12 protein-coding genes are annotated in these 18760 nt (G+C 43.9%); 4 read left to right on the top strand and 8 right to left on the bottom strand.

Annotation, left to right across the window (positions count from 1 at the left end; genetic code table 11):
• Positions 1–169: 169 nt before the first annotated feature.
• On the bottom strand, positions 170–2026 hold the full coding sequence (locus ACO067_RS21510; protein WP_421878067.1) for a PDZ domain-containing protein: 1857 nt from the start codon (positions 2024–2026) through the stop codon (positions 170–172).
• Between the two features lie 187 nt (positions 2027–2213).
• On the opposite strand from ACO067_RS21510, the gene metG reads away from it, so the two are divergent.
• Together metG and ACO067_RS21520 are read left to right on the top strand one after the other, a co-directional pair.
• Positions 2214–4271 (top strand): methionine--tRNA ligase, encoded by a 2058-nt coding sequence (gene metG, locus ACO067_RS21515; RefSeq protein WP_421878069.1) that lies wholly within the window; start codon positions 2214–2216, stop codon positions 4269–4271.
• A 198-nt stretch (positions 4272–4469) separates the two neighbouring features.
• Positions 4470–8279: a two-component regulator propeller domain-containing protein gene (locus ACO067_RS21520; protein WP_421878071.1), complete on the top strand. Its 3810-nt coding sequence runs from the start codon at positions 4470–4472 to the stop codon at positions 8277–8279.
• Here the strand turns inward: ACO067_RS21520 and ACO067_RS21525 are convergent.
• Positions 8257–8811, bottom strand: a complete 555-nt coding sequence (locus ACO067_RS21525; RefSeq protein ID WP_421878072.1) for a YfiT family bacillithiol transferase — start codon at positions 8809–8811, stop codon at positions 8257–8259. The genes ACO067_RS21520 and ACO067_RS21525 overlap by 23 nt on opposite strands.
• 116 nt (positions 8812–8927) lie before the next feature.
• Between ACO067_RS21525 and ACO067_RS21530 the strand changes: the two genes are divergently transcribed.
• Entirely contained in the window at positions 8928–10295 is a 1368-nt protein-coding gene (locus ACO067_RS21530) for a TlpA family protein disulfide reductase (protein ID WP_421878074.1), read from the top strand.
• A 101-nt stretch (positions 10296–10396) separates the two neighbouring features.
• Here ACO067_RS21530 and ACO067_RS21535 read toward each other — a convergent pair whose 3' ends face one another.
• From ACO067_RS21535 to ACO067_RS21550, 4 genes are all read right to left on the bottom strand, one after another.
• Entirely contained in the window at positions 10397–10612 is a 216-nt protein-coding gene (locus ACO067_RS21535) for an RNA-binding S4 domain-containing protein (RefSeq protein WP_421878076.1), read from the bottom strand.
• A gap of 68 nt (positions 10613–10680) precedes the next feature.
• Complete coding sequence (locus ACO067_RS21540) at positions 10681–11034, bottom strand: hypothetical protein (RefSeq protein ID WP_421878078.1); 354 nt, start codon at positions 11032–11034, stop codon at positions 10681–10683.
• Position 11035: 1 nt separating this feature from the next.
• Positions 11036–11611: an RNA polymerase sigma factor gene (locus ACO067_RS21545; protein ID WP_421878080.1), complete on the bottom strand. Its 576-nt coding sequence runs from the start codon at positions 11609–11611 to the stop codon at positions 11036–11038.
• 3 nt (positions 11612–11614) lie between these two features.
• Positions 11615–12112, bottom strand: a complete 498-nt coding sequence (locus tag ACO067_RS21550) for a hypothetical protein (protein WP_421878082.1) — start codon at positions 12110–12112, stop codon at positions 11615–11617.
• 126 nt (positions 12113–12238) lie between these two features.
• Here ACO067_RS21550 and ACO067_RS21555 point away from each other — a divergent pair, with 126 nt between their 5' ends.
• Positions 12239–12916, top strand: a complete 678-nt coding sequence (locus tag ACO067_RS21555; protein ID WP_421878084.1) for a hypothetical protein — start codon at positions 12239–12241, stop codon at positions 12914–12916.
• Between the two features lie 155 nt (positions 12917–13071).
• On the opposite strand, the gene ACO067_RS21560 is transcribed toward ACO067_RS21555, so the two are convergent.
• Together ACO067_RS21560 and ACO067_RS21565 are read right to left on the bottom strand one after the other, a co-directional pair.
• A complete protein-coding gene (locus ACO067_RS21560; RefSeq protein ID WP_421878086.1) occupies positions 13072–16323 on the bottom strand; it encodes an amidohydrolase family protein in 3252 nt (1083 codons plus the stop codon).
• 23 nt (positions 16324–16346) lie between these two features.
• On the bottom strand, positions 16347–18692 hold the full coding sequence (locus ACO067_RS21565; protein WP_421878088.1) for a prolyl oligopeptidase family serine peptidase: 2346 nt from the start codon (positions 18690–18692) through the stop codon (positions 16347–16349).
• Positions 18693–18760: the final 68 nt, after the last annotated feature.

An 18760-nucleotide genomic window follows, 5' to 3' on the forward strand; every position in this document is an offset into this window, starting at 1 on the left:
TCCCAAGCGTTTGAAATGATCATAATGATTGACAGGTTTTGACCACAATGGTTAACTAATGCTGTTCACATGTCATGGACACCCGCCAATTGTTGATGACTCTCAGTAGACAATAAAGCCACCGGGAACTTTCCCGGTGGCTTTAGTTTTTTGGAGAATTTTCAGATTCTTACTTACCGGCAATAATCCATGACTGTAGTGTCTTGTATTGCTCCTCAGAAGGATCTTTATCCAGCTCCAGGAAGTGTTTCACCTTCGTTTCTTCTTCAGTTGCTTTGGCTTTGAGCTTCTTCGTTTTGAATTTGCCTTCCTTCACTTCTCTTCGTACTTCCACTTTTACCTTATCGCCAGGTTTGATGGTTTCCATGTATTCTTCGATGATGGCTTGTGCCGTGGCGAGAGTGAACTCTTGTTTGTTGATTTTTAGGATCACATCTCCAGGCTTATATCCCATATCAGCAGCAAATTCATTTTCAGTATCCACTTCCTCCACTACAATCTCACGATCCTCGTTGAGTGTGATGCCGACACCACTTCTGAAACTGGCCGTGGTAGTGACTGTTTTTTCCTCCGTATAGTTTATACCTGCCCAGCCGAGCACTTCCTGGATTGGTAACGGAGCGTCTCCAGCTACATAGGTTTGCAGAAACTCACCAACTTCCGGATAGGTCAATTCCTCAATCACACCAAACAGTTCATCATCATCAAATGATACTTCCTTACCATACTTCTTAGCCAGCTCTCTCATCAGCCATTGCAAGTCTTTCTCACCATCTGAGTATTTGATCAGATATAGATCCAGACACATTCCAATAAGTGCTCCCTTGTAATAGACATTGGTGTACATTCTTTCATACTCTGGCTCGAGAATACGTTCGCTCATTTCTGTAAATGAGACCAGTGGGAATCGATCCGCCACTCTTAGTTTATCCTGAATCTCAGACATGAATTTGTCCGGGCCATAGAGGTTGTATTTAACCTGCACGTGCATAGAACTGTATTCAGTTACGCCTTCATAGAGCCACAGGTGTTTGGACATTTCCGGCTCTATGTAGTTGAACTCGCCTATTTCTTTGGAGTGAATGTTCAGTGGTGTGACGATGTGGAAAAACTCATGAGCGGCCACATCTCTAACAGTTTGCCCGATACGCTCTGCACTGGCTTCTGGTAATGAATAGACCGATGAGTAGGAGTGTTCCAATGCTCCCATGGAGCCGGATAGGGTAGACTCATCATTGAGATAGATCAAATAAGCATATCGATCCACTGGCAGTTTACCGCCTAGATAGTTGCTTTGAGCCTCCATCAGATCGTAGATGTTATCCATTACATCTTTTGCGGAAAGCATGTTGTTTGGAGAATATACGGATACGATAATCTCCGCATTAGCGATCCTTCTGGTGACGGTATCAGGGATACTGTACATGATAGGTCCATCAGCCAAAAAGTTAAAATCATCTGCAAAGTACTTGTCTTCAGTGGGTGAGATGACCTCTTTTCTGAGCGCGGTGGCACCATAGTTCTCTTGATTGTGCTTGATCGACAACTCGAATGGCACAAATTTCATTCCCTCCATGTATCCGATAAAGCCAAAAGTGTTCATGACATAAGCATCACTGCTGGCATTGATGTTGGTTCCTCCGGGTTCGAAAACGATGTTGTCCCCATAACCGTCAAATTCATCCCAGGTATCGTCGATTAGGTAACTGATTTTATAGATAGATTTTGCATTAGCGATTTGCCACCTGTTGGTAGAGAGTTTTTCAACTGACAATTCATTACCTTGTTCATCCACGGCTTTAAAGTTGGATACGAATCTTCCAAAATCAGAAATGCTGTAGGTTCCGGGCACCACTTTGGCCATCTGATACTCAGTGGTATCCGCGTCTACTGCAGGTGGATATACGGTCACTGGTACCTGATCATTGGTGGTGGCTGTCAGATCAATTTCGATTGAATAGTTTTTTTGAGCATGAGTTGCGTTCAGCACTATGAGTCCCAACGCTCCAATTAGCAACTTTTTCATACGTTCATTTTGGTTAAAGTGTGGCAAAGAAAATGAAATCTTTCTGATACGGACCAAACCAATTATGCAAAAGGCAAGCCTAAACTCTTAATGGTCCAATCAACATGCGGAACAGGGATTAATCACTCCATTGCCTTTATTAGCCGAGTCAATTCTTCCTATATTTGCCCCCAATTTACTAATCGATATGTCTAATAAAGATTTCAATAGATACACACTAACAGCAGCTCTTCCCTATGCCAATGGACCTGTTCATATTGGGCATCTGGCAGGTGTCTATGTGCCAGCAGATATTTTTGCCAGGTTCCTCCGGTTAAAGGGCAAGGATGTAGCATTCATCTGTGGTTCTGACGAGCATGGAGTGGCCATCGAATTGCGAGCGCGCAAAGAAGGTGTAACTCCACAGCAGGTGGTGGACAAGTATCACAACCAGATCAAAAAATCCTTCGCCGATTTCGGTATCAGCTTTGATATTTACTCTCGAACCAGCTCCAAAACTCACCATCAGACGGCTTCTGGTTATTTCAAAAAGCTATATGAACATGGCAAATTTCAGGAGCAAGCCTCAGAGCAGTTTTATGATGAAAAGGAAAAGCAGTTTTTAGCAGATAGGTACATAAAAGGCACTTGTCCTACTTGTAGCTTTCCAGAAGCATATGGAGATCAATGTGAAAACTGTGGCTCTACATTAAGTCCCGCTGAGCTCATCAATCCCAAATCGATGCTGAGTGGTGAGTCTCCTATAATGAAAGAGACCAAACACTGGTATTTCCCACTGGACCAGTATGAAGATTGGCTGAGACAGTGGATACTTGAAGAACACAAGGAGTGGAAGCCCAATGTGGCCGGACAGTGTAAGAGCTGGTTGGACAATGGACTCCGATCAAGACCTATGACCAGAGACCTGGATTGGGGGATTCCTGTACCAGTAGAAGGAGCCGAAGGAAAAGTGCTATATGTATGGTTTGATGCTCCGATTGGATATATTTCTGCGACCAAAGACTGGGCTGCCGATCAAGGGAAAAACTGGGAGGATTACTGGAAGAAGGAGGATACCCGGTTGATCCACTTCATCGGCAAGGATAATATTGTTTTTCACTGTGTGATCTTCCCTGCCTTGCTAAAAGCAGATGGTGACTTCATCCTGCCAGATAATGTGCCCGCCAATGAATTTCTGAATTTGGAGTCCAATAAAATCTCTACTTCCCGAAACTGGGCCGTATGGTTGCATGAATATTTGGAGGAGTTTCCCGAAAAGCAAGACGTGCTGAGGTATGTACTTACAGCCAATGCACCCGAAACAAAAGATAATGACTTTACCTGGAAGGACTTCCAGGCCAGAAACAACAGTGAATTGGTAGCCATCTTTGGCAACTTCGTGAACCGTGCCGTAGTGCTGACTCACAAGTATTTTGATGGTAAAATCCCAACTAGAGGAGCATTGCAAGCTCGGGATCAGGAAGTGATCGATGCTATCAAAACGTATCCGGGAAAAGTAGAAGCCTCACTGGAGCAGTTCAGATTTAGAGAGGCGCTAAGCCATCTGATGGATCTCGCCAGAGAAGGGAACAAATACCTGGCCGATACCGAACCCTGGAAGCTGATCAAAACGGATGAAGAGCGCGTAGGCACGATCATGAATATCGCCCTTCAGATCGCTGGTAGTTTGACCATCCTCGCAGAACCATTTTTGCCATTTACCTCTGAGAAGCTCAGAAAGATGCTCAATCAGACGAATATCCAATGGGGTCAGGCAGGAACTACTGATTTACTAGATGAGGGTAGCAAAATTGAAGAACCGATTTTGCTCTTTGAGAAAATTGAAGACAAAGTAGTAGAAGAACAAGTACAGAAATTAATGGATTCCAAAAAAGCAAATGAAGCTGCGGCGGCAGCACCACAGGTAACACCGGCTAAAGAAGAGGTCGTTTTTGACGACTTTATGAAGATGGATCTGAGAGTAGGTGAAATCAAAACTGCTGAGAAAGTGGAGAAATCAAATAAACTTCTCAAGTTCACTGTAGATACTGGATTGGATAAACGTACGATAGTGAGTGGTATAGCCAAACACTTTACCCCTGAAGAGATGATCGGCAAAAAGGTGGTGGTGATGGCCAATCTTGCCCCTAGAAAAATCATGGGAATAGAATCTCAAGGAATGCTGCTCTTTGCAGAAAATGCCGATGGTTCACTCAAAGCAGTTAGTCCAGATAAGAATGCTGAAAATGGGGCTACCATTAGTTAGAGGCTCTAGATGTATTGTAATAATTGTAATGAAAGGCATCCGATGAGATGCCTTTTTTTGTGAAATACACTGGGAGTGGTCTTTTATTTCATTCCTTTTAAATCCAGGTTCGTCAACAGATTACTCAGGTCCGTCATATTCATTAACTTATTGGAGGTTAATTGTACTATATTGGATGACCCATATAACCTGATGAAGATGACCCTGAGAATATTACTACCCATTTTTTTTAGTCTACTCATTTTTCCGCTTACTGCGCAGTTAGATTGGAAGTTTACGCACATCACCTCCGATGATGGCTTGTCTACAGGAACGGTCAATTGCAGCCTGAAAGACTCCAAAGGCTTTGTTTGGATTGGAACAGCAGATGGCTTGAATAGATATGATGGGTATAATCTGAAGGTTTATAAAAATGAAAAGAATGACCCTTCTAGTATTTCTGGGAATACTATCAATGCACTGGCCGAGGATCAGAATGGAATTATTTGGATAGCCACTGCCAATTCAGGAATCTGTACATTCGATTGGGAAACTGAACAGTTTACAAGAATCGCAGCTGATCAGGTGGATGGACAGTTGGTCACCTCAGCTGTCAACGCCATATTGGTCGATAAAAACAACAACTTGATTTTTGCGAGTGCAAGTGAAGGAATAGGAGTGTATAACCGCACAAAAAATCAATACAGCATAATCAATCATCAACCCAGTGACCCCAATTCTCTGCCTTCCAATAAAGTTTTCGACATAGTCCCTGATACTGGAGATAATTATTGGCTCGGACTGGCAGACGAGAATTATTTTGCGCGGATCAATATCAATACCAAGAAGTGCGAAAAGTTCTATTACAAGGAATCGTTGAAGCTACTTCAGTCCAGCCGCAAGCCGGTTATGAAGGATTCTCGAGGCAACCTGTGGGTCGGAACAGATGGAAAGGGGGCCATGCGTTACAATATTGCCAGTGGAGAATTTGAATATTTTGATTCTAACAACGGACTGAGTATGGAGATCGTTACCTGCTTCTATGAAGATGAAAAGGGTAATATTCTGATAGGAACGGATGGTAGGGGAATCAATGTGTATGACCCGGTCTCAAAAAAGTTCTCTTACATCAAATCCAGTGTTATTGATCAGGAGAGTTTAACCAGTGACGCGATTTATGAAATCAAGCAAGATGAGTCAGGAGTTGTCTGGATTAGTACCTTTCGAGGAGGCGTTAATATTTATTCCAAGTACCGAAACAAGTTCCATTTATGGGAAGAAATACCCGGAGAAGCCAATACCATTAGTTTTAATTCAGTGATTGCTTTGGAGCAATCCCGAGATGGATTTATCTGGATTGGCACGGATGGAGGAGGGCTTGACAGACTCGATCCTAAAACCAACAGATTCACCCATTACACGCATTCGGATTCAGATCCTTCATCGATCAGTAGCAATGTAGCTATCGCATTAGAAGAAGATAAGAACGATAATCTGTGGATAGGTACTTACAATGGAGGTGTCAATCGGTTCAACAGAAGGACAGGCCGTTTCAAGCGGTATTTTCCCAATCCTGATGATCCTAATTCTATTGGTAATAAGAATGTTTGGGCTGTTCTGGAGGATAGCAGAGGTGACATCTACCTGGGAGAGTTGGGCGGAGGCCTGTCCAAATATGTCCCGTCCATTGATGGCTTTAGGCGCTTTGCTCAGAGTCCGGAAAAGGGAAGCATCAGTAGTGATTTCGTGGTGACACTGCTGGAAGACTCTCAGGGCAACTTCTGGGTAGGAACTCAAAATGACGGTCTTAATCTCTTCGATAGAGATAAAGGAACGTTCAAGGTTTTTAAGCACGATGCTGAGGATAGCACCAGTCTCCTACATAACAACGTACCGACTTTGTTTGAAGACACTAAAGGCAACCTTTGGATCGGCTCGGTACAGGGATTATGTGTGATGAATATCCGGACCAAGTCCATTCGAAGAGTAACAGACTATAATATAGCTACCTCCAATGCTTCAGTCAATGGCATAAAAGAAGACGCAAAAGGCAACCTGTGGATCAGTACGAACAAAGGCTTGAATAAATACAACCCTTCAACAAAAGAACTGATCCAGTTTTCGAACGAAGATGGCTTGCAGGGAACTCAGTTCAATTATAACTCATCCATCAAAACACAATCAGGTCGGATGTATTTTGGAGGGATCAAAGGGCTTAATGACTTTCACCCTGATGAGGTCACTTTGAGCCAGTACAATCCCAATATTGAGATCACTGATGTTCGCATATTCAACGAGTCCATTTCCAGTTACAAAAAGAAAAATGGCAAACGTCTTATCGAAGGCTCAATTGTCAACCTGGATGAGCTGACACTTACCTATGATCAGAATGTATTAGCCTTCGAATTTACCGCCCTGGATTTTACCTCCCCCATGTCCAACGAATACCGATACAAACTGGAAGGGTTCAATGAAGATTGGATTTACACAACCGCAAAAGATCGCCAGGCTCGATATACTAATCTGGATCCAGATGAATACCTGCTTCGAATACAGGGGACGAATAGTGATGGAAAGTGGTCTGATAAAGAACGCCAGCTAACACTGATCGTGTTGCCGCCCTGGTGGTCCACGTGGTGGTTTAGAGCATTGGTGATTATCGCTATTTTGGCTTTAGCGGTATCCATTACTATATGGCGCCAAAAGCAGATTAGACTCCAGCGACAAATCCTGCAGGACAAAGTAGACGAAGCTACCTCACAGGTATTAGAGCGAAATAAATCACTTCAGACTCAACAAGATGCGCTCAAAGGAGCCATTGAAGACACCAACTATGTAATCAAAGAAGCGGTGGAGTCCGGTAATTTTAGTGCTCGGATAGACGTGGAGTCCAAAGAAGGGGAGTGGAGAGCTCTGGGAGAGTCCATCAATAGGCTGTTCGATTCCATTCTGACACCTTTTGATGCCATCAATGCAGTGATTAACTCTATGGCGGATAGTGATTTGAGTGATCGCTATCATGGTGAGGCCAAAGGTGATGTGAAACGCGTCACTGATAACCTCAATACTGCATTGGATAATCTCAGTGAACTACTCGAGGAAATCATCAATCAAACGGAATCCATCCGGTCGTCTTCAGATGAAATGCTTGTTACCAGTGAAGAAATGAATGTGAGCACCAAGGAGATTGCCTCTTCTATAGCTGAAATGAGCCGTGGAGCGCAGAATCAGGTACAGCGCATCGATGAAGCCTCCAATATTTTGGAGGGCATACTGAGGTTCTCGACGGAAGTAGGAGATCAGGCGGAATCCATCAATGCTGCCGCAGAGCGCGGAGTGGATCAGAGTGACAAGGGCAAAGACCTGATTGCTAGGGTGGATAATAGCATGAAACGAATTCTTTCGGTGTCTGATGAGACCAATAAAGCCATAGGAATCTTATCCAATAGATCGGAGGAGATTTCTAGGGTTTTGAATATCATTAAAGAAATAGCTGGACAAACCAACTTGTTGGCGCTAAATGCGGCGATTGAGGCGGCCAAAGCAGGAGAGTCAGGCCGCGGATTCTCGGTGGTGGCAGAGCAAATCAGAAAGCTGGCAGAGGACTCCGGAAATTCCACTAAGGATATTGAGGAAATGGTGAGCGAAGTGCAGTCCGCTATCAAGGTAACAGCGCAGCACATAACGGAGATGAGTCAAAACATCGAAGGCGGTGTAGAGGCATCCCAACATGCTTCGGTTTCGTTCGAAGAGCTGGCGGCATCCTACTCACAAACGCTTCGGTTGTCAGAGCGCATTGTCGGGGCCACCAGACAACAAACTCAAGACGTGAGCAAGGTGGTGCAGCTGATGGAAGGAGTGGTAGTGATTTCAGAACAGACCGCATCGGGTACCGAGGAGATTGCCAGTTCGTCCTCAGAGCTGAGCTCCGGTATGTCAGAGTACTCTAAGAAGACCAAAGATGTGTCTGAAATCGTAGAACGCTTAAAACTCAAATTGAATCAATTCAGACTTCATAAAGAGAGCTAAAATCACCGTGATAGGTTATCGCCTGTTCGATATGAGCCTGGTGGTGATTGCAGTGCCATGCATAGTTGCCGATGGTTTGCTTTAATGTAATCGTGGTGCCGTGCTCAGGATGCACAAAAGTTCTGCAGAGCTGCTCGGATGTCAGTGATCTCAAAAGAACCACCCAGCGATAATGCAGTCCTTCTAGTAGTTTGAGGGATGGTTCCAACTGATCATCAAGGCTGTCAGCTAGTAACGCCCACTGGTCTTCCAGATAGGGTTTGATCATTGGTTGGTCCTCTGTTAAGGCTAGTTTAAACCTCATCAGACTGTTCAAATGACTATCTCCACAGTGGTGAACCACTTGTTTGATAGACCACCCCTCTGGACGATACTGCCAGTTGAGTTCTACTGCTGATAGCTGATGAGTGAGTTTGTGCAGTGTAGCTGGAAAGGATTCGATGACACCAATCCACTCCTCGATCTGCGAAGGAGTGATTTGCTTTGGTAGATCAAATTCTCCAATGGGATATCTGAGTGCTTGCAGGTTCATGTGTGAATCTGATCAAAATATCTGGATTAATGTGAATGAATTGATAATATTTTGGCTGATAACTGGTTATTTGTTTAGTTAAACTATAAATTTAGTTCTCTAACCAAAACATGACTATGAAGAACACAGCATTTATGATTTTCGGAGCGTTGCTATTTTTTGCCTGCACCAAGCAAGAAGCCGAAGCTCCCACCACTACTATTTCTGGTACTATTACTAACCCAAAGAGTGAAATCATTTCTTTCCGAGTAGGGGAAGAGACACTTACAGACTCGCTGGATGCCGAAGGTGGCTTTAACGTTACCGTCATGGTCAACGAACCTACAGAAGTTAGGTTTAATCATGGTGGAGAATACGGTAGTCTTTATATCCGACCGGGTGATGCCGTTTCTTTTTCATTGGAGACCAGTGAATTTGACGAGACGTTGACATTCAGCGGAGATGCGGCCGATATCAATAATTACAAAGCTTCTTTGGTACTTCTCAACGATACGATCATGTCGTTCAAAGACTTGATGGTACTGGAAGAGGAGGACTATATCCGAGCGCAGGATTCTATCTATGCTTTGAGACTGGCTTCTCTTGATAGTGTCAGTGATGAAGTTTTCAAAATGTACACCACTGAGAACTTTAAGTGGGACAAGTATTCTGTGCATCTCAATTTTGAACGGTATCATCAGTACTATCTCAAACTAAAGGAATATTCGGTTTCGGACGACTTTTATGCATTCCGAGATGAATTGGATGTGAATGACAGTACCAACATGGAGTATCCTTCTTTTTTGACTTTTGTTGATGGGTTGGTATCCAGCACTGCTTCAGAGGTCGGCCAACGGGATTCCCTGGAGTATTACGAAGCGTACAATCGCTCTGTGGATTCATTGATCACGCTCAATGCCCTCAAAGACCATTTGCTTTATAATTTCATCAAAGTCTATTACACCTACATGCCAGTAGAGTATTCGGGTGAGATGATTGCCGACTGGAAGGAACTCGGCCCTGAACCAGACAATATCGAAGAAGTGGATCAGATGGTGGAAAAATGGTCTAAGCTCACTCCAGGAAATCCGGCACCTGATTTTGCATATGAGAGCATAGACGGAGACACGCTGACCATGGCAGACTTTAAAGGATCTGTGGTTTATATAGATGTGTGGGCTACCTGGTGTGGACCTTGTATTGGGGAGCATCCATATATGGAAAAATTACAGGAGCAATTCAAAGACAAAAATGTGACCTTCCTTGCGGTGAGTATAGATGATACTCAAGAGCCATGGAAAAAAATGGTGGCTAAAAAGAAATTAGGTGGTGTGCATGTGTTTGCACCTGGAGCCTGGGATGCCTCTATCATTGAGGATTACATGATTCGGGGTATTCCACGGTTTATACTGATTGATCAGGAAGGGAAGATTGTAGATGCTACCGCAGCAAGACCTTCTGGTGATATAGCCACAGACATTGAGGCCTTGCTAAAGTCAGTCTAAATGTATTGAACCTTCATCAAGCGGCATCTGATTCTAAAAGGATCAGGTGCCTTTTTTTTGTGATTCAATGTACTTCGCGTTTAGAAGTTGGCTTCCAGTGGTCAGGAAGAGATTTCCGCTTCATTTTCTCCCCACAGCACTTTATCTCCGTCGTGTAATTTTCGTCTCACGCGCATTTCTATGTTTCCGTTCACCAGGACTTGTTCGCTCAGTATGACCTGTTTCGCTTCACCTCCTGACCCTACCCAGTTAAGTACTTGCATCAGATCGTTTAGTTGGATGTATTCTTCTCCTGCTTTAATTGTGAATTTTTCCATGGGGCTTTTTAGATGTAGCTGCTATAATACTAAAAAAGACCCGTTTCTTACAAATAAAAAAGGATGGTTTATTGACTATCCTTTTTTTGTGATTCCTCTTGTGGCTCGTGATGCGAATGTCCACACCACTTATCAGCGAATCGTTGTTTCCATTTTTCTCGTTTATCCTCCGGCATAGATTCCCATTTGTTTTGCCAATGTTCCTTCCATGCCGGTTTTCCAGGACCGTGATGTGATTTTCTAAATCCACCAAACAGGATCTTGGAGAGGAGCAAAAGACCGGCCGCTTTCCAGAAGGTCAATAATGGTAGTCCAAATAAATCTGGCATGAGCCAGTTCCACAGGTACATGACCACAGCACTCACCAGCGAGAAGATGATGAGAACCATCAGGGGTATTTTGATATATTTATATCTTCTCATTTCAATCATTAATTAGTTCGTTATATGAATCAGCCAGACCTTCTCTAAGGATCAGAATGGCATATCGTTTTCTTGAAATCAAAGTATTCACCGTGTCTCCAGTTTGTTCAGCTATTTGCTTGAAGCTCATCTGCTCAAACTCATGCTGGGTGAATACATCCCGTTGAGCTTTTGGCATTTCGGCCAGCAACTCTTCTATTCTTTGCCAAATAACCTCTTTTAGTAGCTCCTGATCAGGTAAGTCATTGGTGTCTGGCAGAATGTCTTCCAGCATTAATGGTTCTTCTTCGCTATTATTGACCGTCAATTCTGAAAATGAATTGGGTTTCATCTTTCGGTGATTGTCGGTGGCTTTATTTCTAGCCACTCGATAGAGCCATGAGGTAATCTGATCCATGGATTTGATCTGATCATATCCAACGACAAACTGATAGAACACATCTTGTAAGATATCTTGAGCCTCTTCATCCCGTTTGACAAACCGGCGAATAAAATGCAACAGTTTGCCACTGTTCGCTTTGACTGTGCGTTCTATGTGCTCGTTTTTTTGTTTCACGGTGAGGCTGTAGGCTTCCATAGGTCAGGCGATGATGCGCATACGGTATGGACTTGGTCTTCCTTCACTTAGCACCAACAAAATTAGCCTGTCTATGACGAAGTTAAGTTCCTGATCCTTAAGGTTCATCGACTTGTCAAACTTATTTTCCAGCTTGGTAAAAATGGTTTGCTCGGTGATCATATTGGCGCCCAGAGATACCAAAGTACTCATGATCTGACGAGAGGCTGATTCTCCAAGAAGTGCTTCTTGAGTAGTGATGATCGGCAGGATCAACTTACCAGACCAGTTGTTTCGGTTACTCAGTATCATATTATACAGATCAAAACTGATCAGCGGCCCCTGGTTCTCAGCTATGAGAATGATTCCATCGTAATCTGAAATGTCTGGAGAAACGTCATCCTGTAGGTCTATCAGTGTATTATTAATTCCCAATTGACCCAATCGTTCTTCCAGTTCCAGTCCTACCTTCAGGGCGGATCGTTCAGATTCCAGGTCGTTGATGATCAATGCAATATTCATGTCTGTATCATTTGCTTGAGTGTACAGACGGATGGGAGTGAAGGATATTTTAACCCGAGTGAATATTTTTTGGAAATAGAGGGGATTCAGTTATTTTGAACTTTTATACACCTTAAATACCTCAAGATGATTATCTATGGATGGAATTCCAAGAGTTTGAAACAGGCTCCGCTGGAGAATTTTGAATGCCCTTCTTGCAAGGAAAAAAATTCGGTTCTTCTTATAACAGCACATTATGTTCACGTATTCTGGATACCACTATTCCCATACAAGAAAGCCGCGGACATTGTATGTCCGAGTTGCCAGTTTGTACTCAGGGAAAAAGAAGTTGGCGAAGACAAGAAACAACTCGTGAGGCAACTGAAAAAAGCAGTTCCAACTCCCAAGTACTTGTTTGTTGGCTTATTAGCCATAGTGCTTGGAGTTTCATATTTGGTTGGGAACAGTATAATCGAAGATAGTCAGGCACAGACCTATATAGAAAACCCACAGGTCGGAGATGTGTATTTGATCAAGGATCCTCAAGAGCCATCCGAATACAATCACTACCTACTTAAAGTGAACGACGTGACAGAAGATAGTCTTTGGGTTTCCTTCAGCTCCTATTCTTATAATGGGATTGTCAGTTCTCTTGATCCAAAAGATGGGTTTTATGACGTCATGATCCCAATGCATAAAAACGATATCATAACCTTGAAACATTCCGATGAACTTAAAAAGGTGTTTCGTGATTATTCAGAATCATCTGGATTTGACAGAGTGGTAGCATATCAGTTTCCAGATAGCACACAAATGAGCGATTAAGAACAACAGACGGCATGTCTTAAATTAATAAGGCAAAACTCTTCCTGGAGCCGCCTAACGCTCTGTAATATAAAACTCGAGCTTATTCGTTTAAGTGCTTGCGTTGGGAATGAAAAGCCCCTAGACTAAATTTAGGGGCTTTTTGAATCACCTATTTAATGTTGACAGCTACAATGGATTCCCTGGAAACTGTGACTTTCCTCATGCCATGGGAAGTTGTCATTGTAACCTTCCTGTTCCCAGAAAAATTTACTTCTTGCTTTCTCGCTATTGCCTGTTTCATTCATGGTAGAGGTGTCATATAGTCGACCATTGACCATGGTGTATTTAACAAACTCTGTATTTCGGATGTCCATGGTAGGATCTTGATCTAGCACAATCAAATCGGCCAGCTTACCTTCCTCGATCGACCCCAAGTCATCACCCATACCGATGTACTCAGCTCCATGTATGGTAGCAGCTCTTAGTACTTCCATATTGGTCATGCCACCCTGTGATAAGTTCCACATCTCCCAGTGAACGCCCAGGCCTTGTAGCTGGCCGTGACCACCTACGCATACTTTTACGCCATTATCTACCAGCTTTTTGATAGACTCTGATACCAGTATGTGCCCATTGTCATATTCTTCCTGAGGAGCCATGGTTCTGTGTCTCGAGCGGCTGTCAATGATGCTGCGAGGAGTATACTTTAGCAGGTGTTCATTTTCCCACACCTTGGTGTTTTGGTACCAGTAATACTCTCCGTTTAGTCCACCATAATTGACGATCAGCGTAGGAGTGTTGGCTGTTTTACTCGCTGACCATAGCTGCACTACATCGTCATATAGCGGGGCCACTGGGATATTGTGCTCAATACTGGTGTGACCATCCAGAATCATCGTCATGTTGTGGAAGAAAGTTGATCCACCTTCAGGATACACCATGATTTCCAAATCTTTGGCTGCTTTAATAACTTGCTGCCGCTGCTCACGACGAGGTTGGTTGTAGCTTTTCACACTAAAGGTGCCGTAAGCTTTGGTCCGTTTGATGGCGCTGTAGGCGTCATCATAGCTATTGATCACTGCCTTGAAGTCACCATCAGCACCATACAGGATCGTACCGGTCGAGAATATTCGTGGACCAACCATTCTGCCAGTTCGCACCATTTCAGATTGTGAAAGCGCTGTTTCTGAATTGGCAGAAGGATCATGAGTTGCTGTAATTCCGTACGCTAGGTTGGCGTAATATGCCCAATCCTTCTGGGGACTCATGCCATAGCGGAAGGCTCGCAAGTGAGCATGCGTATCAATGATTCCAGGCATGATGACCTTGCCGCTTACATCTATTGTTTTTGCTTTGGATGGGATGGTCACTTCATCACCTTCGCCTACAGCGATTATCCGATTTCCCTCTACAACGACAATTCCATTCTCAATGACCTCATCACCGTCCATGGTGATCACTTTTGCACCCTTAAGGGCGATTACTCCTTCGGGCACATCTGTTTTCAGCTCTAGATTAACTTCGACCTTCTGTTTGTTCATATCCGTGATGGAATCCGGCGAGCCTTCAAGGAAGATAAAGGACTGATCCAGGTCTACACTGTAGTAGTCATTGCCCAAAGTCCACATCAATTGATCGCTATTCTTTGACCAGTGCAGGTTGATTCCGGCATCATCTGCCACTTTAGTTACGGGTAGTGCTTTCGTACTACCTGTCAACTCGAACGTTTGGCCATGATCGGAGAAAGGCATGATATACACATCGTAGAGTTCTCCAAAAGCCAGCCACTTACCGTCTGGACTCACGCTGTATTGGTTGGCATAAGTGGAGTGGAAATGAATCTTTTCATTGGCTCCGTTTAAGTCCACGCTTTTGTAGGATTTGTTCAAGCTGCCAAACAGATATCCACCTGTTTGGAGGTAGATGCGTTTTCCGTCTTTGGTGAATTTTGGGTTGTCACCGTCTTCGGTGACGAACTTTGGAGAACTACCATTTGATGACATGGTGTAAATACCGGGCTTTACCCCAAAGGCATGACCTAATGTACCATCACCACTATCTTTCTTATAAACGATCCATTGACCGTCAGGGGAGAAGGATGGAGTTCTGTAGATGCCCTTTTCTTTGGTCAACTTTACAGGGGATCCACCTGATGAACTGACTTTCATAATGGCACCTTTTTGCTCGTCGTTCCAAGTGACATAAATGATGAATTTACCATCTGGAGAAAAGGCGGGTTCGTATTCAAAGTCAGTACCTGATGTCAATCGCTTCGGTGTTCCATTAGGTAGCTTTTTAGTGTAAATGTAACCTGCGGCATTAAAGGCAAGTAGTTTTCCATCAGGGGAAGTGGTGGCGCTGCGGATCACATTTGCTTCAAATGCTTCGGGTGCTGGGTTTTGTTTGAAGATAGGAGGGTCCGTGATTTTGTGAGTGGCCGTTGCCTTGAATGGGATCACCTCATCTTTACCGGTTTCAGTGTTGACTTTTTTGATTTTCCCATTGGCATAGATGATCACATGTTTGTTGTCAGGTAGCCAGTTGAAGTTGGGATAAACCCCGAAAATAGCCCAGGCTTCTTGCTGATCCTTGTATAATTGATCATATACAGGCATTTGAGTACCTGTTTCAAAATCATGAAGGTATAGAACGGATTTTGTTCTCACTCTGCGCACAAAAGCTAGCTTTTTTCCGTTGGGAGACACCTGAGGTCTGACAGCACCTCCCGGTCCACTAATCAGTGTTTCGGTTTCACCATCCTCTCGGTTGTATCGCTTGATAACATAGATCTGGCTGTTGGGATCTTTGTTGTACTGAAAGTAGCCTCCAGGATACATGTCTTCGCTGTAGTAGACATAATTGCCAGCCACCCATGGTTCTCCTGCGTCTTGCTGGTCATTCTTTCTTTTGGTTAGCTGAATACCGGATCCTCCAGTGATATGATACATCCACATTTCTCCAGCACCTAATGATCTTCCTGATGTAAAATGTTTTCTGGCTACCAAGTACTGTCCATCTGGAGTCCATACTGCATTGTTCAGAAGTCGGAAACTTTCTTTGGTAATTTGTTTGGCATTAGAGCCATCTACATCCATCACCCAGATATTATCACCTCCTCCAGCATCGCTAGTGAATGAGATTTGTTTTCCATCAGGGCTAAATCGAGGCTGCACTTCGTAGGCATGACCTGAACGAAGCGGAGTAGCCTCACCTCCGGTCACTGGCATGATGTAGATATCTCCTAGCAAATCAAACACAATCTTGGAACCATCTGGACTCACATCCAGGTTCATCCAGGTGCCTTCATCAACCGAAATGGTCGTTTCTTTATAGTCTTCTACAGGGGTTGTTACATCCCAGTCCTGAGCGAATGAGCACAAGGTGATCATACTCAGTATTGGAAAAAGTAGGTTTTTCTTAATCATTGGATTGTTTATTTGAATTTGGCTTATTTCAATGTTTCTTCGAACAGTTCATAAATTCTGCGGTACTCGTCAGCCCAGCTGCTGGCTTCTACAAAGCCATGAGATTCCAGAGGGAAAACGGCCAGATCCCAGTCCTTCTTACCTAGCTCAATCAACCGCTGTGAGAGTCGGACCACATCCTGGAACTGCACGTTGCTGTCCACCATACCATGTAGCATGACAAGTCTTCCCTCCAGCCCTTCAGCATGATAGATCGGCGAGCTTCTTCTGTAAGCAATACTGTCTTCTACTGGGGTATTGAGGATGTTTTGGGTGTAACCATGATTGTAGTGTGCCCAGTCGGTCACTGATCGCAAAGCAGCACCACTTTGAAAGACATCTGGTGCTGTGAACATGGCCATCAGTGTGATGAAGCCGCCATAGGAGCCACCATAAATGCCAAGTCTATCTGGATCTATTCCATGCTCAGCCACGAGGTATTCAGCGCCATCTACCTGATCAGAAAGGTCTTTACCACCCATGAATCGGTAGATGCCTGTGCGCCAGTCTCTTCCATAGCCATCACTTCCTCTATAGTCAATATCAAGGACGGTATATCCCATGTCAGTCAGGAAATTGTGAAACATGTATTCTCTGAAGTAAGAGCTCCACCATTTGTGGACGTTTTGCAGGTAGCCAGCCCCATGCACAAATACCACTGCAGCGCCATTTGGGTTTTCTGGTTTGTAAAGTCTAGCTGTGACGGACTCTCCATCATCTGCTTTGAAGTTGACGATTTCCGGATCTTTCCAATCATAGCTGTCAAACGCCTCCGTTGTGGAGCTGGTGAGTTGGGTCATTTCCGCTCCGGCCTTGTTGGGCATCAGATAGAGCTCCCATGGTTTATTTGAGTAAGAATACCTCACTGCCAGCCACTTTTCATCTGGCGACAGGGTCACCTCATTATTACCTTCTCTAGTAGTAATCTGTGTCATTTTACCGCCTCTAGCTGGTAACTGGTAAAAGTGATTCACATGAGGTGAGACTCGATTGCTTTGAATGTAAAAGGTACTCTTATCGTTAGAGAGCTTCGCATCCCGAATCTCAAAATCACCAGCGGTGAGTGCCTTCTTCTTCAAAGAAGTTACATCCTGCGAATACAAATGCGAATAGCCTGTTTCCTCTGATTGGTACCAGATAGTAGAAGCATTCAACCATCCAAGATTGCCAGGGTAAAACTTCCAGGAGCTGATGCCGGGTCCACCGATCCAGGCATCATCATGTTGTCTGTCCAGAGTCTTCAGATCACCGGACTGCAAGTCCAGTAGCATCAACCATCGGTCTTTGCTGTCCAGGCTACGAATGTCCACCAATGCCTTGGAATCCTCTGAGAAAAAGGGACCATTGAACACCACCTCACGTGGTTTCTCATACTTTGGATCAAATTCTTCTCCAGCATACTCCTTTAAAAATGCGGGCTTATCATAGATACCATCAATTTGCTTCGTATCGATGATGTAAGCCGAATCACCTTTTATGTCGTATACACCCATTTCGTACGTATCCTGCGGTGAGCCAACTTTTGATCGAGAAGTACTATGTTCCGTATGTCCTGACTGTGTCACATATTCTGGTACCTCTGTACGTTTTGCATTTGCTCGTGAGCGCAAAGTATAAGTGACGAATTTCATGTCTGGAGTGATCTGAATGTTGTAAACACTCTTGTCTCCAATGTAGATTTCTAAAGGCCTATCCGGGTTAAGTGCCTCTCGGTCTTCTTTTCTTAATTCACTTTCTCGGTTTCTCTTGGCTAGTACCTGGATGTACTCCAGTTGATCATCTTCTAGCCACTGGTCATAATCTGGTTTGGAACGGTCCTTTCGTTCACTACCTTCTTTGAAATTGGTCAGCTGTACAGTGGAACCAGAGGCAATATTCCAACTGTAGAGATTGTTGTCGGAAGTATAAATGATATGCTGCTCATCTCCAGAAAACTCGGCGCCATACTCACTGTCAAGCGTGTTGGTGATCGGGGTGCTTTTTTTGGTTTTTACATCATATAGAAACAGATCACCCGATTTGCTGTAGACCATTTTGGTTCTGGCCTTGTTATAGTCACCAAACTCGACCTGATTTTTTCGTTCGCCAACCGTCCTTTTGCTAATTTCTTTGGACTTGATGTCTACCTGATATTCACTTCTCAAAGTATCTCTATCCGGGTTCCAGGAGAAATAAATGGACTGACCATCTACACTCCATTCGATGCGTTCGGGTAGATAACCGACAAAGTCTTCCCCTTGCATGATTTGTGGAATGGAAAGGTCAGACGAATATTGGGCATGACCAATGCAGGTGATGCCAGTAAGTAGCATGATAAGAATCCTCTTCATAGTTTGTTTCACGTGATTTACTGATTTAAAAATAGTGAAACTTTAACCGGTATAGAGATTGAGATAGG

The organism is Marinoscillum sp., assembly GCF_965229915.1.
Lineage (GTDB): Bacteria > Bacteroidota > Bacteroidia > Cytophagales > Cyclobacteriaceae > Marinoscillum.